Here is a 15,393-nt window from a genome sequence, read left to right as displayed (position 1 = left end):
AAAAAGAAAATGGCCCCATTATATTGAAGAAAAGTTTATCTTTAAAACTCATCAAATTTTTTCTTTGCTTTCTGTTTTAGTTTAAAACTAAATCGACTTGTATGTTCATCGTTATTTACCAATAATTGATATGCAGAAAGAATTGTAAGAGTACGAACTGACATATATAGACCAACGGCTATTAAAAACACAAAAATTGGATAATAAGGAGTCAAGATTCCCATCTCTAATTTTTTCTCCAAAGCAAAAGCTAAGAATCCTACTGTCAGTAAACAAGTTCCAATCACCAATATACCTAAATATTTTCTTTTAAAGCCCTCATATCTTACTGTTAACTCTTTAAAATAATTTGAATCAAACAATAAAACTTCTTTTTTGAGAATTGTATATTGTCCTTGATCAAATCCTAATGTTGCAAAAGAAATAATCCCTAATGTTGCAATGACAATAATTAGGAGTATTCCTAACATTGAGTTTTTCCCTAAAATTAAATATGGTTCAAACGCCAATGCAAAAAAAACAAAACCTAACCCAATATGCTTAGCAGTTTTTTGTGTGCTTATCAAAAAACCTTCTGCCATTTCTCTATTTACATAATAACCTTCTTCATTTCCTTCATTGTCCTCAACAGAATCTTTCAATAAGTAATCAATAGATACCTCAAAGATATTTCCAATCATTAAGAGCTTTTCTGTTTCGGGAAATCCTTGACCATTTTCCCATTTGCTAATTGCTTGTCTTGAGGTGTTTAATTTTTCAGCTAAAGTTTCTTGAGAAAATCCATTTTCTTTTCTAAGCTTAAAAAGTTTTTCACCAAATTTCATTTATTTTAACCCCTCTCATTTTGTTAGTTATATTGTATAAAAGCATTGCTGTTCTTTCTATCACGTAGTGAATGCACTTTGTCAACTTAAGGTTGCATTATTGTTATACTGCGTCTTTTAAAGCTTTTTTCTTATGTGTCTTTTGAAAGTGATTTATTCGGATATAAGTCATAGTGAAAAGGGGGATATCTTTTATTCCCCCTTTTTACTCCTAATGATTCTGTTCAAATTCTTGTTCTTCCTACAGGGAACTATTCAGCAATATGGCCCTTTAGTTGAAGAAGATCCAAAAGGTTTGAATGCATACTCTATACAAATCTAGTTCACATAACGTCCTATTATTAATAGCAAATAAAAAGACTTGTCCTTTTTTATAAAGGATAAGTCTTTTTAAAATTCTTCATCAAAAGTGATAAATAATCTTACCAATGTTTGCGATCACTATGACAACAAATAATAAAACATTTACATTTTCTATGATGTCTACATCTACAAGAATCATTATTATGTTTGTGTTTCCACCAGTCGTTATGATCCTCACATTTACTAGAACGACTACTATGTTTCCACCAGTCGTTATGATCTTCGCATTTACTAGAATGACTACTATGTTTCCACCAGTCATTACTCCAACTCATTTTTATACCTCCTCTCAAACAAGAGTTATATTATTCTATGTTTTAATAGAAAAAATGCTTGTTTGATAACCTATAGTAAATTTTATAAAAAACTTCTACGAATATTTATTCAAATGGAGTTAACATAAAATTATCGGTAGCAAGGATAATGGAGAAACCCCTGTTTTTATGGGGTTCTTTTTTCTTTTCAAGTAAAATTGATATGCATGATTTTATACATGATTGAAATAGTGGGGATATTGAGGATCCTGGTTATTCTTTTTTTGCATAAAATCTTGTATAAATAAAAAAGATTTTGATATGGGTATCGAGATATAAAGAGTATTCAATTTTAAAATTGATATGTATTCCTAAGGTTGGATCTGTAATATGAATTATACAAATTACCTATGTAAAGATTATGAGAGTTAAGAATTTGAAACAAGTGATACGTGAATTATTAAGAAAAAGGGTATATCATTGCTATAGCGAATATATTTTTGAGGTGAAACGCTATGAAGACGTTATATAGTCCTGGCGACGTGGCAGAGCAATTAGGTATTCAATCTAGCACATTACGTAAGTATGCTGATGTACTTGAAAAAGAAGGTTATACTTTCATCAAGAATGAACGTGGTCATAGGAAGTATAGAGAAAGTGATGTAATGGTGTTCCGTAAGGTTATAAATCTAAAGAACGACACAGACATGACATTAGAAAACGCTACAAAGCAAATAGTATCATGGAATCAAGGTGTTGAAGTATTGCCATTAGAGCGACATGAAATTGAGCGCTATGAAGAACCTGATTTCAACGCTACACCGCTACAGGCGATGATTCAAGAGCAAAAAGAAGTCATTGAAAAACAAAATTACTTGTTACAAGAATTAAACAAACGTTTAGCCGAGCAAGATCAGCGATTCACACAAAGAGAATCCGAGTTATTGAGCGCTATACAAACGATACGGGAATCCCAAACGCTTATAGCGATGAATACTAGCGAAGACGTAGCGAAGAATCAAAGAAGTGATGAAATGCTTATGCAAACAATAAGGGAAGTTCAGGAAGTTAAGAAGATGATTGCAGCAAGTAAAGATAAGAAATGGTATGAGTTTTGGAAATGATTTTTTGAAATTTAATTAATTATCTTTTGCTACCTTTAAAAAAATATGGGTAAATGAATAGAAAAGTAAAGCTTAGAGTTATATGAGAATTTTGAGCTTTTTGGAATACTACTGATAATTTGATTTTATGTGAACTAAATTTTAGGAAGAAGGAATTGAAAATGAATAAGAAATGTCCTAATTGTGGTTCTAGAGAAATCAGGCAAGATTCATTAAATGCCCAAGCATGTTTAAGACTTATTAGTACGAATAACCTTTTTAATCAATTTTCAAGAGTGATTGCTGATGTTTGCACAGAGTGTGGTAACATTTTATCTATGAAAGCAGAACATCCAGAGTATTTTAAAGTAGATAAATAAAAATTGCTGATAATACAGATTATGTGAATGAAAAATACCTTTAGAAGGAATATCTGAAGGTATTTTTTTATAGATTCTGATATGAATTTATTTATTACAATATAATATTATACAAAAAAAGAAAGGGGAATTTTTTTAGGATTCCTCTTTCTTTTATAATGCATGAAATGTGAAAAATAATTGATTTACTTTAAAAATATTACTTTTTTATTTTATCCGATTTGTACTTGTTGAGTTTGTAATACTTTCAAAGTAAGATCAAGAACAATTTTTTCACGTAATTTGTCAAATTCTTTCTCAGGATATTGATCATAATATTTATCTTGATATTTATCTTGATATTTATCTTGATATCTATCTTGATTTCTGTCCTGATATTCATCATGTTTTGAATCATAATGAACATCATATGATGAATAATCAAGTTCATAAAATTCTGCACTAATTAATTCACAATATGGTTGTTCATTATAGAAAACATTATTTTCAAAGAAGTATTTGTCTAGACGAGGAACATGATTCTTTTTCGGATCAATGAAACGAGCTTTATTTTCCGAACCAAAAGCTAGAATTGGGAAAGAAAGAAATTCATCAGCAGTCAAATCAGCAAAACCAGAGAATCGAACTTTTGCAATTCGATCATGAATTACGCCATTGCAGTATTTAGCAGCGTATTCAATGTTTTTACGAATATAACCTTCTACAAACAATTTTGCTCTTGTTACTTGAAAATATCCTGTTTCATTAATTGGTTCATATTCAACAGGTACTAGTTTACATTGTGTTAAAAATACATCTTTTAACACTCTTTTAATTTCCACTGCTGGTGGAGAAAGTGGAATTTCTGCTTCTACTACAATTTGAAGTGTTCTTTCCGCTAATACAACTGGAATTTTAATTCTTGGATTATTTGTAAGAACAGGCGTTGCCTCAGTATCACTGAGTGGAATCCGCGATTCTGATTTAACCTTACAATCTTTATTTTTATAATTATCTTGTTTATACTCTTTTTCACTCAATTTGAAAAAGCCTCCTTTTAGTTTATGTTTTGAGTGTGTTTATACTTTCTTTAACATGCTATGGAGTGTATTTATATGTGTGAAGGCATGTATAATAGTGATTTTTATCATTTTTAAACAAAAAAACAGATTAGAGTAATAAAATCCACGTTTTTCCTATTTGATTTTGTTTAGTATATATTTTTAAAAATATTGTTAGACTCTTTTATATTTAAAAGAAATAGGTAGTATTAAATAAAATTCATTAGAACTATTTTGAATAGGAAAACATATCTTATAGTGTGGAACAAGCATTGGACACTTGTTTTGCGCTCATAAATTTAGTTTCTTTGAAAGGAAAGGGGACCTACTAGTAGATCCCCTTTTTTGCATTAAATAGATTCATATATATTATGTTATCTCCTCTCTTTTTTATTATATTAATATATTTTAAAATAACGATATTAAAAATACACAAAAAGATATTTATTATGAATATCTTTTTGTGTATTCTGTGAGTTGTTTATCGGAGAGAACATATTTGCCATTCTTCATTTTATTTTATGAAATTATTTTTTAAAGGTGTATGTAATTTTGGATTTTTTGGTTTAACTATTTTAGTTACATTTTATATGTTTTAAATATGAAATAAATCTAGGATATTATCTTTTTCTTCTTTATTAATTCCAATGTATTTCAGTGTAATTTTTGGCGTATTGTGGTTGAGTATGTCTTGTAACATAGCTACATCTTTTGTTTGTTTATAGAACCCATAATCGAAGGTTTTGCGCATAGTGTGGGTCCCAATAGATTCTATATCCGCAAAATCTCCGGCTTTTGGTAATTGTCGATAAGCCTGGATCTTACTAATGGGGGGCACTATATCATTTTAAGGAAATTGTACGCTAAGAGATTTATAAAGGTCGTTGATACTTAATAAACGTTTATAAATATTTCGTTATATGTTTATAAACATGACAAACCTTGATTTTATAAGTAAGGATTAAAGTTTCTTCCTTAAAGGTATACTTTTATAAACTGTTATTTACTTTTTCTATTGGTGAGAGAAATATTCCAATTGACATTTTCAAAAACATTGATTTTTCAATGCTAAATAACGCTTTAAAAAGCAGCTTTAGAACAGAAAAAGTTATTTTGGAGTTGCCTGCTTGGTAAATAAATTAAAATTTAATGGTAAAGAGACTTTTATTTTTTTATTTGAAAAACGAAAAAAAAAGCGAGTTTTTTGTCTATTGTTAATAATAACATTGAATTTTTAACACTATAAATGTTAGTTAAACATATATTGTAGTATTGGGATAAGTTTTACTCACTTTTTTTCATTTTATTTTATAGTTTCCTTTAGGAGAGCACTAACGGGTATTGGTGTTTTTTTTAGTAGGTTGGTTTGAAAAATAAGAAGTTTTCTTTGTTTTAAATTTGTACTTGTTGTATTTGTAAAACTTTTAAATTAAGGTTTAATACAATTATTTCATGAAAAGTATTAAATGGTTCTTTTAAGTTTGTTAGACAAGGGGAAAAGTCTAATCCAACAAGTTGAGTACTGATTAATTCGCAATATGGTTGTTTGTTATAATAAACTGTATCTCCGAAGGAACATTTTTCTAAATGTGGTAAATCACCATTTTTAGGATAAATAAAATGAAATGTAGTATCTGAGGAAGAAGCTATTAAAGCTAAAGATAGAAAATCATCTTCTATTAGATCTGTGGAACCGGAAAATGGAACATCTACAATAGAATTATATATAATTCTATTGTATTCATCATATACATACTCAATACTTTTACGGATATATCCTTGTAAAAATAATTTAGCTTTTGTAACTAGGTTGTAATCTGTACCTGGTATTGGAGTAAATGCTAGAGGAATTAAATTACCTTGTGTCAAAAAAACGTTGTTTTTTAAGATACGTTTAATTTCAATTGCTGGAGGATCTAATGAAATATTAGATTCTACAACAATTTGAATTGTTCTTTCGGCTAATATAACTGGCATTTGTACAAGCGGTGTTTTTGTGGTAATAATGGGTGTTTTAACTTTATAATTTAATGGTGTTTGAGTTTGTCCTACCACCTGACATGATGTATTAATTGGACGTTGTTCACTCATGTTACTTAGACTCCTTTTTAAAATTACTTTAGATTTTTAAAACTGTTCAATGTCAATGTATTAATTTTTTTCATTTATGTTATTCGTATCAATTTAATTTTTTAATAATATATAAAGATAATTAAATTTAAAATGATTGTGGAATAGGCCCTATATTAGGGGGGACAGCTGAGATACGTGTAAAAATATGCGGTTTATAGGGATTATAAATACCGTTTTGTCTATTATGGGTACACCCTAATCATCCATCTATTAGCTACTGAAAACACTTTGTTCCAACTGTATGATAATAAGTTGAAAAATAACAAGGAAATCCGTGATTATAAGTGCGTTTGGAAATAAATATATGGTTAATACTCGAAATTATATGTATCTCGGCTTTACCCCTAGATGTCGTTTTTTTGATAGATTTTAAATATGGAAATTATCAAGTATATTGTCTTTTTCTTCTTTATTAATGCCAATATATTTTAAAGTGACTTGTGGAGTGCTGTGATTGAGTATTTCTTGCAACATGGCGATATCCTTAGTTTGTTTATAGAACCAATAGCCGAAGGTTTTACGCATGGTATGGGTACCGATGGACTCTACACTGGCAAAATCTCCGGCTTTTTGCAATTGTCGATAAGCCTGGATCTTACTAATGGGTTTGTCTCCTTTTCGGGAAGGAAATAACCAGGTATTATCTAGCGTTTGGCCATAAGAGTATACTTCATCAAAAATAGAAGTAAGGTTAATCATGCGTTCTTTCTTCGTTTTTCCTTCTTTGATCTTAAATTCTTTTCTCTTTTTCCGTTTTAGTTTTACTATGGTTTGTGTTTCGATTTGGAGTAGATCACTTACGCGTAGTCCGGTATGAATGCCAATAAGAAAGAGAATATAGTCTCGTTCGGAACAGTGGCGTTTTAGGGCCCATTTGATGTCTTCGATTTGTTCTTTGTTACGGATAGGTTGGACATCAATGAGATGTGGTTTTTTGTTCATGTTTTTATGACCTCTTTATTTATAGTGTTTTGAATGTATACTTTTATTATATAAATTGAGGATATCAAGAGAATCGGTGATAAGTCAATGATTAAGGGGAAATGAATGTAAACTAATATTTAAAAGTTTACATGCGGACTTTTAAATATTTGTTTCATAAAATGGTACGAATTTGAAAATTTACTAAAATAGAAATTGGTATTATTTTAAACGAAAAGCTTAGTGGTTACTAGGATTTTTATTTAATTTATTTATATTTTACATAATAAACTCTTAAGTAAGCTGTTAATATTTTATAAGTATTTGCATTTTTTTATGCGATTTTACACATAAGAGGATTATTTTATGAGGAATAAATTATTATACATATTTTGGTTATTAGCTAAATATTATTATGTTGGGATGTAAACTGCTATTTTATTGAATATAGTTTGAGATTAAGGAGAGTGAGGTTAAATATGGCACGCTCAATTCGTGTTTTTTACTCAAACATGCAAGGGGTATCACGGCAGAATTTTAACTGGCCCCCCATTACTAAAAAGTCAGCGGTCTTAATTACAGCGGCACAGTTTTTTTGGCCTGGTGGCATTGGAGGACTTGAGACTATTCGTCCGCATCTTGGCGCAGCGAGTATTTGGGTATCCAATGTGGGAGCTCATGATCCAGAAGGTCCAGGAGGTAGTGGGTCCGGTGGTGTAGAGTTTCTCCTTCATGTGGACTCGAATACACCAATAAATGTTATGGTTACTATTACGGTACTCGACGATATTGAGCAATATCATCGAATAGATTAGCGGTTTTTTATTTAAAGTTAATGGGATATTTATCTGAAGATGAAATTTATGCATAATTGATTAAAAAAACAATTTTATATGTGAAGATTTTTGAATTACCAAACATAAATACCGTATTAAATTTAATACGGTATTTATGTTTGGTAATTTTGGTTTAATAATTTTTATTTTTAGTGATTTTTTTCTTATTAGGGTTGATGAGGATCACAAGGGTGTTCTTCATCAATTAATCCCCAGTAGGGTCTTCTCACTTTTACACTATTCCATTGATGACCATCCCAATAAAAATGCGAATAAATTGGTACCCATCTAAATCCTTCTGGTGATTTTCTTGGAGGTCGTTCAGGTAAACAATCTTGACGATTATCATAGACAGGGGCATTATTAGTATTAATATCAAATTGATTTTGTGCAGTTAAATAATTTGGAATTTGAGGTGTTTGATAGTAATTGTTATAAGGATATTGTATTGACATAACAATTCTTCCTCTCATTTTAGAGATTTTTAAATTAATTTTTTATAACGTTTTTTTTTAAAAATCATATATTAATTTTAGTAAATAATTATATCAGTTGTGGTTTCCCCAATGCCCTGGGTGCCAGTTCCAATATGATTTGTACAAATCCCAATGTCCTGGATGCCAAGACCATTGACCTTGGGTACATACTCCATGATGACATTTAGATGGATGGTAATCCCAATGTCCTGAATGATAGTATGGATGGGCTGGATGGTAATCCCAATGTCCAGCATGCCATGTTGTCATAAAAATCCTCCTTTTGATATAAAACCTGTTGTATATGCAATCAAAATATATTATGTGTTAAAAAATAGTAGGATAGTTGTCTAAAAAAAAATGGGTATTAGCTTATAAATGCTGGCGGTACCCCTTTATTAAAAAGTTTACTTTAAAAGTAATAAAAAAGAGTCCTATGTTTATGGGATTCTTTTTTATTCTTTTGATAATATTGTATTAATTAAATATAGATGATAGTTTAGTGAGAGTTTATATATTTAAAATTAATGATTTCATAAAAGTGGATGATATAAATTTAAGTTTATTTTGATGAGCATTAAGACCTTAACAATCGTTGATAAATAAGGCGTTTAAACGATGTATAAAGCTTTTTGACATATTAAAATTAACTTTTATAAAGATATTTGCTACTTATAAATTATTACCTTGAACTATTTTGGATGTAGAAGGAGCGAGCGAAATGAATCTTAGTAAACAAATTAAAAAATATCGAGATAGGGAAGGGTTTTCTCAAGAAGATTTAGCTGAAAAAATTTATGTTTCTCGTCAAACCATTTCAAATTGGGAAAATGAAAGAAGTTATCCTGATATTCATAATTTATTGCTTCTAAGTGTTCTTTTCGATGTTTCTTTAGATGATTTAGTTAAAGGGGACATGGAAATGATGAAAAATAATCTTCAGCAAGTTAAATTCAATAAGTTAGGACAAGTAATGGCTATATTTTTGGTTTTAGCTGTAGGATCAATAGGGTTAGCGATTAAATTTTTTGGTAATGTAGGTTTAATTATTCCATTTGTTTTTTGGGTAATTGCTATGACAGCTGCTATTAAAATTGACATAATCAAGAAGCGTGAAAATATAAAAACATACTCTGAAATTGTTGCTTTTATGGAAAATAAAGATGTGAAAGCGGAAAGAGACAAGCGCGATAAGAAAAAATACATCATTCAAAAAACGTTGATTGTTGTAGGGGTTGCGTTGGTTTCAGGAATTATTGCTCTTTTGAGTTTTTCGATATTTTTATAGGAAAAAAATTTTCAATATTATTTGTGTAAATACAAGACATGATTAGAAATATAGAATATTATGTTGGTCAATCAAAACGGACCTAGTGAAACGAAGGGAGTATTTGACTTGACCAACTGAACGAAACCCAGACCCTCTTGGCACTGAACAAACTATTGTTTGTTCCTGCCAACCGGCGAGGGAGCCTCTCAAGGATTGAGGGGTTGGGGAGTTCGATTGATGGGGTCTGGGGAAGAGTTCCCCAGTGGGTTTGGGCAAAGCCCAAGGTTTTGTTTTTGCCACATGAAATGTGGCTCGGTAAAGCCGAAAAGCGTCGCAGACCCCTATCGATTTTGATGCTTTAGCGTCAAAATACGTATAGGGTTACGTCAATTGACACAATTTCGTCGCCTTGCTAGACTAATTGTATCAATTGATTTAGAGGAAGTGGTGGCACTTTATGTTGTTTTCTATCTCATTTAATCAATCTCACCAAAGTTCATTAAGCCATAATAACAGAGAAAACATTCATGGGAATCCTGGCATAGATCCATCCAGGTTAGAGGAGAATATCTACTTTGTTCAAAAGGACATCCGAAGTGTATACAAGGATGTCTTTCAAGAAGCAGTAAATAAGTATAACGAGAAACAAAAACGTAATGATCGCAAAATTAAGGATTATTATGACAAGATAAAAAAAGATACAAAGACACATGAGCAACGAGAATTGGTTGTAGCGGTTGGAGAGGGTAAAGATGACCCAAAGTATAGGGAAGCTAAAAAAGAAGCGTTAAAACAGTATGCAGATGCGTTTCAAGGGAGAAATCCAAATCTAGCAGTCTATAACATGGTATTACATGATGATGAAGCAAATCCGCATTTACATATTAACTATGTACCGAACTTTGAAAGTAGTCGAGGATTAACGAGGCGTGTCGGAATGGATAGAGCCTTGCAACAACAAGGCGTACAAGGAAAAGGGACGGAGTTAATTGCGAATTGGAGACAATTAGAAACGGCCTATATTGAATCTTTGGCTAAAGAACAAATTCCGAATTTTGAACGTGCCAATGTTGGTTCACATAAATATATGAAAGTCCGTCAATACAAGGAATATGCTGAAGCTGTTTCTAACATAGAGAATCAAATTACGGAGATAAGCAAGAGATTGCCGGATAGCAAGATTACGCTAAAGCCTAAAAAGAAAGAGATCAAGACGGAGGTAAAGCCAAAATTAATTGGTAAACCTGAAATTATTGAAAAAGAAACAGGTAATTATGTTTTTTCACCAAAGCAACTCGAAAAAGTAGAAGAATTGATAACTGCAGCAGTCACTGTAAAAAAAGATTATGAGCGTTTGCAAAATACGGATTTGGCAAAAGAAAATAGGGAATTGAATCGTCAAGTCAATAGTTTGTATGATTCTTTAAAAGAATCTCAAAAGATCAATTTAGAGTTAAAAGAGGAAAATAGAAAGTTACATACTGAAATAGGCTCATTAAAAGCTCATATAAAGGATTTGAAGGAGAATGTAAGGGCCTTTGTATCAACAGACGAAAAAAGCTTTTAAAGAGAAATTTAAGGTATTTAGAGGGATTATTAAAAATGAATTGGATAACAAGGGAATAGATAATCAATTTGAACGTGAACATAAGAGAGAAATAAGCAAACATCGGGATTTTGATAGGGAAAGATAGGATTGATAATGATGAAAGCATTGAATTGTATGAGTTTGAAGAAGAAAAAGAGGATTGAATGTTGTGCTTTTGTAAGAGATGGAAAGCTTTAACAAGGTGTTTCATGTTATTATAAAGAAAGACATACAAACGAGAAAAACCGCCCATGCTTTGGACGGCAGGCGGTTTTTCGTAATAAGGTTGGAATCAACCAATATATATTCTATATACATTCTAACATATAAAAGTTGATTCCTTCCACTAAGGGAGAGAATTATTTTATGACAAAAGTTGTAGATTTTGGACAAGCTGAAAAAAAAGCGAAAATAAGAGATCGTAAGATTGATAGTATTTATGACCAGTTGCTAGCAGGTGGCTACTCAGAAGAAGAGAAAGCAATGCTTTTGCAGTTATTAAGTAAGGCGACTGGTGGGGAAGAATATTTCATTGGTAAAAAGAAAAAGCCTACGGATAGGGTGAAGTTTGTGCAAATGATTACGGATAATTATAATTACTTAGCAAAAATAAACTATCTTACAAATGCTGAAAAGGCTTTTTTAATGGATTTAGTACCTTATGTAGAGTTTAAAACGAATATTCTTGTAGAACGAGCAAATGAAGAAAATGAATTTGATTCAGATAATGCTACTCCTAGTTATTTAGCAAAAGAATTAAAGAGAGATCGTTCAAGGGTTTCAATGATGATGAATTCTTTAATGGAAAAAGGGGTATTGGCGGTTGCGGAATCTGGAATTACAACAGAAGATGGACGTATTTGTACGAGTCGTACATGGTTTATAAATCCCAATATTATGTGTTGTTCTCCAAAAGATGGAGTAGACAAAGCTACACAAAGAATTTTTAAGAAGTCTCTTAAAAATTTTGTTGCTGAAGATGGAAAAAAACATAAATTACCGGTTTATTTATTTTAGGAATGAAAAAAAGATGTCATTGACATCTTTTTTTTTGTGTGTTTTTCCATTTTTTTAGGTGTTGCTTTTTTGCAACACAGGTGTTGCTTTTTTGCAACACCCTATGTCTCATAAACCCTTGATATTACTGACTTTCTTCATTTTGCTCTTCTCACTCTTATATATAGGGCTAAAAGTTCCGCAAGGAACGGGTCGTATTTTTGAGAAAACCACTCAAAAATCTCCACCCTCAAAATCAAAAAGTCGTTTTGTCCTTGCAAAACTTTTTTCGGCGGGTTTTTAGCTTTCGCCAAGCCGAACAGACCAAAAACGGGGTTAAGTTGCTCGACTTGGATCAGCAATTATACCCGCCGAACCGCTAGTTCTATCGATTTAAATAATAAGCTTATTCCATATTCAGTTACGTTAAGTTCTTGGGGGCTAGCCCCCAAACCCCCAGCCAGCACTCACACCCAAAAACAGGGAGAATAGCATGATAAAACATTTTTACACAGTAAAATCATGCTATTATAAAGAAATTTGGTAGTCTTTAATTAGCCTTTAACTTAATCTCAGATTTAAGGGAGATGTATAGATGAACATTGGTAGACAGATACAATATTTTCGTAAACGGGATAATATGTCCCAAGAAAAGTTAGCAGAGAAAATTCATGTTTCCAGACAATCTATTTCTAACTGGGAAAATAAAAGAAACTATCCAGATATTCATAATTTACTAATGATGAGTATTCTTTTTAATGTCTCCCTGGATGATTTAGTTAAAGGAGATGTAAAGATCATGAAAGAAGAACTTCAAAAATCAACTTTCTTTAAGTGGAGTTACATCATGTTAGCATTAATGATTCTATTTCCTATTTCTATTGCACCTGTATTTTACTTTTTTGGTTATTACGGTCTTATAATACCTGTGTTACTTACGATTTTGCTTATGCTTTCATCGTCGAAGCTTGAAAACTTGAAAAAAGAGCACAATTTAAAAACTTATCGTCAAATAGTTGATTTTATAGAGGGGAAACCTATAAGTGAAGTAAAGCCTAATATAAAAGACAAATTATTAAAAATAGGTTTGATGCTTGCAAGTGCTTTAATTAGTTATAGTTTGATTTATTTAGGATTGAGTGTATTTGGAAGATAACTTAGAAAACTATTAAAAGTCCTCCGGATTGTTTAACTGGAGGACTTTTGTGTTTACATAATTTTCGAAAGCGGAAGTTAAAAGTTTTTAGTTTCTTGCTCAATTAAAGCGTCCGTTTTTGGAAGAATGTTTGTTTTTATCGATTTAAAAGTCTTGTGATAAAACCAAAATCATCTTCATCTTTCACTAGAAAATCAAAGCCCAAATAGGCTGCGCTACCAAGTGAGATTGCCCAAAACGCAATACTTGCTGTCATTAATACTAAAGTTTTCAAACGTGTACCGCCAAATGTGACAGCTAATAATGCTGTTAAATGGCTACCTACAAAAAATGGTCCAATAAACGCTAAACCTGGTAAACCATATTTTCCCCAAATTTTCTTAGCGCGTTGATGACTTTTGGATTCATTTATTTCTTCATTAGTTTTTTTCTTTTTACGCCAATTGCGAATCGAGTCTATAAACACGATAAGTAAAATTATAGTTAATAAATTCCCTAAAAATGCAATAATAATAACTGGAACTGCTGGAATACCGCCGATAATTGCAATTGGCACTATCATTGATACTTCAAAAAAAGGAATTGCTGCCAACAAAAAGATAATAAAATATGTCCAAATCAATTTCTAATCCCCCTCGTATATGCTTTACCTTCATTTTTAGAGTATCCTTCTGGTTCGTTCGTTCCTTTTTTAAAAAGAAAATGGCCCCATTATATTGAAGAAAAGTTTATCTTTAAAACTCATCAAATTTTTTCTTTGCTTTCTGTTTTAGTTTAAAACTAAATCGACTTGTATGTTCATCGTTATTTACCAATAATTGATATGCAGAAAGAATTGTAAGAGTACGAACTGACATATATAGACCAACGGCTATTAAAAACACAAAAATTGGATAATAAGGAGTCAAGATTCCCATCTCTAATTTTTTCTCCAAAGCAAAAGCTAAGAATCCTACTGTCAGTAAACAAGTTCCAATCACCAATATACCTAAATATTTTCTTTTAAAGCCCTCATATCTTACTGTTAACTCTTTAAAATAATTTGAATCAAACAATAAAACTTCTTTTTTGAGAATTGTATATTGTCCTTGATCAAATCCTAATGTTGCAAAAGAAATAATCCCTAATGTTGCAATGACAATAATTAGGAGTATTCCTAACATTGAGTTTTTCCCTAAAATTAAATATGGTTCAAACGCCAATGCAAAAAAAACAAAACCTAACCCAATATGCTTAGCAGTTTTTTGTGTGCTTATCAAAAAACCTTCTGCCATTTCTCTATTTACATAATAACCTTCTTCATTTCCTTCATTGTCCTCAACAGAATCTTTCAATAAGTAATCAATAGATACCTCAAAGATATTTCCAATCATTAAGAGCTTTTCTGTTTCGGGAAATCCTTGACCATTTTCCCATTTGCTAATTGCTTGTCTTGAGGTGTTTAATTTTTCAGCTAAAGTTTCTTGAGAAAATCCATTTTCTTTTCTAAGCTTAAAAAGTTTTTCACCAAATTTCATTTATTTTAACCCCTCTCATTTTGTTAGTTATATTGTATAAAAGCATTGCTGTTCTTTCTATCACGTAGTGAATGCACTTTGTCAACTTAAGGTTGCATTATTGTTATACTGCGTCTTTTAAAGCTTTTTTCTTATGTGTCTTTTGAAAGTGATTTATTCGGATATAAGTCATAGTGAAAAGGGGGATATCTTTTATTCCCCCTTTTTACTCCTAATGATTCTGTTCAAATTCTTGTTCTTCCTACAGGGAACTATTCAGCAATATGGCCCTTTAGTTGAAGAAGATCCAAAAGGTTTGAATGCATACTCTATACAAATCTAGTTCACATAACGTCCTATTATTAATAGCAAATAAAAAGACTTGTCCTTTTTTATAAAGGATAAGTCTTTTTAAAATTCTTCATCAAAAGTGATAAATAATCTTACCAATGTTTGCGATCACTATGACAACAAATAATAAAACATTTACATTTTCTATGATGTCTACATCTACAAGAATCATTATTATGTTTGTGTTTCCACCAGTCGTTATGATC

15 protein-coding genes and 2 pseudogenes are annotated in these 15,393 nt (G+C 30.9%); 8 read left to right on the top strand and 9 right to left on the bottom strand.

Annotated features, from left to right (window positions below):
* Positions 1-41 precede the first annotated feature (41 nt).
* Entirely contained in the window at positions 42-824 is a 783-nt protein-coding gene (locus ACO6VI_RS31130) for a helix-turn-helix domain-containing protein (RefSeq protein WP_400154885.1), read from the bottom strand.
* 428 nt (positions 825-1,252) lie between these two features.
* On the opposite strand from ACO6VI_RS31130, the gene ACO6VI_RS31125 reads away from it, so the two are divergent.
* From ACO6VI_RS31125 to ACO6VI_RS31115, 3 genes are all read left to right on the top strand, one after another.
* Positions 1,253-1,528, top strand: coding sequence for a hypothetical protein (locus ACO6VI_RS31125; RefSeq protein ID WP_400154886.1), 276 nt, complete (start codon positions 1,253-1,255; stop codon positions 1,526-1,528).
* A gap of 428 nt (positions 1,529-1,956) precedes the next feature.
* Positions 1,957-2,565 (top strand): DUF3967 domain-containing protein, encoded by a 609-nt coding sequence (locus tag ACO6VI_RS31120; protein ID WP_061458032.1) that lies wholly within the window; start codon positions 1,957-1,959, stop codon positions 2,563-2,565.
* A gap of 161 nt (positions 2,566-2,726) precedes the next feature.
* A complete protein-coding gene (locus ACO6VI_RS31115; RefSeq protein ID WP_102957052.1) occupies positions 2,727-2,924 on the top strand; it encodes a hypothetical protein in 198 nt (65 codons plus the stop codon).
* A 212-nt stretch (positions 2,925-3,136) separates the two neighbouring features.
* On the opposite strand, the gene ACO6VI_RS31110 is transcribed toward ACO6VI_RS31115, so the two are convergent.
* The 4 genes and pseudogenes from ACO6VI_RS31110 to ACO6VI_RS31095 form a co-directional block, all read right to left on the bottom strand.
* Positions 3,137-3,943: a CsxC family protein gene (locus ACO6VI_RS31110; protein WP_161520473.1), complete on the bottom strand. Its 807-nt coding sequence runs from the start codon at positions 3,941-3,943 to the stop codon at positions 3,137-3,139.
* Positions 3,944-4,559: 616 nt separating this feature from the next.
* Positions 4,560-4,796, bottom strand: a pseudogene (locus tag ACO6VI_RS31105) (tyrosine-type recombinase/integrase); the annotation flags it as partial.
* 560 nt (positions 4,797-5,356) lie between these two features.
* The gene (locus ACO6VI_RS31100; protein WP_061458034.1) at positions 5,357-6,055 is read right to left on the bottom strand and encodes a CsxC family protein; all 699 of its coding nucleotides are present in this window, start codon (positions 6,053-6,055) and stop codon (positions 5,357-5,359) included.
* Positions 6,056-6,466: 411 nt separating this feature from the next.
* Positions 6,467-7,039: a tyrosine-type recombinase/integrase gene (locus ACO6VI_RS31095; RefSeq protein ID WP_422424987.1), complete on the bottom strand. Its 573-nt coding sequence runs from the start codon at positions 7,037-7,039 to the stop codon at positions 6,467-6,469.
* A 431-nt stretch (positions 7,040-7,470) separates the two neighbouring features.
* Between ACO6VI_RS31095 and ACO6VI_RS31090 the strand changes: the two genes are divergently transcribed.
* A complete protein-coding gene (locus tag ACO6VI_RS31090; protein ID WP_324657165.1) occupies positions 7,471-7,833 on the top strand; it encodes a hypothetical protein in 363 nt (120 codons plus the stop codon).
* Between the two features lie 188 nt (positions 7,834-8,021).
* On the opposite strand, the gene ACO6VI_RS31085 is transcribed toward ACO6VI_RS31090, so the two are convergent.
* Together ACO6VI_RS31085 and ACO6VI_RS31080 are read right to left on the bottom strand one after the other, a co-directional pair.
* Positions 8,022-8,309 (bottom strand): hypothetical protein, encoded by a 288-nt coding sequence (locus ACO6VI_RS31085; RefSeq protein ID WP_074594094.1) that lies wholly within the window; start codon positions 8,307-8,309, stop codon positions 8,022-8,024.
* Positions 8,310-8,402: 93 nt separating this feature from the next.
* Complete coding sequence (locus tag ACO6VI_RS31080; protein WP_074594095.1) at positions 8,403-8,600, bottom strand: YXWGXW repeat-containing protein; 198 nt, start codon at positions 8,598-8,600, stop codon at positions 8,403-8,405.
* Between the two features lie 451 nt (positions 8,601-9,051).
* Between ACO6VI_RS31080 and ACO6VI_RS31075 the strand changes: the two genes are divergently transcribed.
* The 4 genes and pseudogenes from ACO6VI_RS31075 (at position 9,052) to ACO6VI_RS31060 (ending at position 13,340) form a co-directional block, all read left to right on the top strand.
* Entirely contained in the window at positions 9,052-9,618 is a 567-nt protein-coding gene (locus ACO6VI_RS31075) for a helix-turn-helix transcriptional regulator (RefSeq protein ID WP_422424985.1), read from the top strand.
* Positions 9,619-10,057: 439 nt separating this feature from the next.
* Positions 10,058-11,294: pseudogene (locus ACO6VI_RS31070) on the top strand (plasmid recombination protein).
* Positions 11,295-11,554: 260 nt separating this feature from the next.
* Positions 11,555-12,205 (top strand): MarR family transcriptional regulator, encoded by a 651-nt coding sequence (locus tag ACO6VI_RS31065; protein ID WP_161520468.1) that lies wholly within the window; start codon positions 11,555-11,557, stop codon positions 12,203-12,205.
* Positions 12,206-12,779: 574 nt separating this feature from the next.
* Complete coding sequence (locus tag ACO6VI_RS31060) at positions 12,780-13,340, top strand: helix-turn-helix domain-containing protein (RefSeq protein ID WP_422424983.1); 561 nt, start codon at positions 12,780-12,782, stop codon at positions 13,338-13,340.
* Positions 13,341-13,476: 136 nt separating this feature from the next.
* Here the strand turns inward: ACO6VI_RS31060 and ACO6VI_RS31055 are convergent, their stop codons facing one another.
* Together ACO6VI_RS31055 and ACO6VI_RS31050 are read right to left on the bottom strand one after the other, a co-directional pair.
* Positions 13,477-13,962, bottom strand: coding sequence for a small multi-drug export protein (locus ACO6VI_RS31055; RefSeq protein ID WP_000638316.1), 486 nt, complete (start codon positions 13,960-13,962; stop codon positions 13,477-13,479).
* A gap of 112 nt (positions 13,963-14,074) precedes the next feature.
* Positions 14,075-14,857, bottom strand: a complete 783-nt coding sequence (locus ACO6VI_RS31050; protein WP_400154885.1) for a helix-turn-helix domain-containing protein — start codon at positions 14,855-14,857, stop codon at positions 14,075-14,077.
* Positions 14,858-15,393: the final 536 nt, after the last annotated feature.

This window comes from Bacillus sp. PSXD-155 (genome assembly GCF_049310765.1).
In the GTDB taxonomy this organism is placed as follows: Bacteria; Bacillota; Bacilli; order Bacillales; family Bacillaceae_G; genus Bacillus_A; species Bacillus_A cereus.
This window is presented reverse-complemented; position numbering and strand designations above follow the sequence as displayed.

Bases quoted from the DNA above. Each gene is read 5' to 3' on its own strand.
- ACO6VI_RS31130 (WP_400154885.1), bottom strand. From the start codon at position 824: ATGAAATTTGGTGAAAAACTTTTTAAGCTTAGAAAAGAAAATGGATTT.
- ACO6VI_RS31125 (WP_400154886.1), top strand. From the start codon at position 1,253: ATGTTTGCGATCACTATGACAACAAATAATAAAACATTTACATTTTCT.
- ACO6VI_RS31120 (WP_061458032.1), top strand. From the start codon at position 1,957: ATGAAGACGTTATATAGTCCTGGCGACGTGGCAGAGCAATTAGGTATT.
- ACO6VI_RS31115 (WP_102957052.1), top strand. From the start codon at position 2,727: ATGAATAAGAAATGTCCTAATTGTGGTTCTAGAGAAATCAGGCAAGAT.
- ACO6VI_RS31100 (WP_061458034.1), bottom strand. From the start codon at position 6,055: ATGAGTGAACAACGTCCAATTAATACATCATGTCAGGTGGTAGGACAA.
- ACO6VI_RS31095 (WP_422424987.1), bottom strand. From the start codon at position 7,039: ATGAACAAAAAACCACATCTCATTGATGTCCAACCTATCCGTAACAAA.
- ACO6VI_RS31085 (WP_074594094.1), bottom strand. From the start codon at position 8,309: ATGTCAATACAATATCCTTATAACAATTACTATCAAACACCTCAAATT.
- ACO6VI_RS31080 (WP_074594095.1), bottom strand. From the start codon at position 8,600: ATGACAACATGGCATGCTGGACATTGGGATTACCATCCAGCCCATCCA.
- ACO6VI_RS31075 (WP_422424985.1), top strand. From the start codon at position 9,052: ATGAATCTTAGTAAACAAATTAAAAAATATCGAGATAGGGAAGGGTTT.
- ACO6VI_RS31065 (WP_161520468.1), top strand. From the start codon at position 11,555: ATGACAAAAGTTGTAGATTTTGGACAAGCTGAAAAAAAAGCGAAAATA.
- ACO6VI_RS31060 (WP_422424983.1), top strand. From the start codon at position 12,780: ATGAACATTGGTAGACAGATACAATATTTTCGTAAACGGGATAATATG.
- ACO6VI_RS31050 (WP_400154885.1), bottom strand. From the start codon at position 14,857: ATGAAATTTGGTGAAAAACTTTTTAAGCTTAGAAAAGAAAATGGATTT.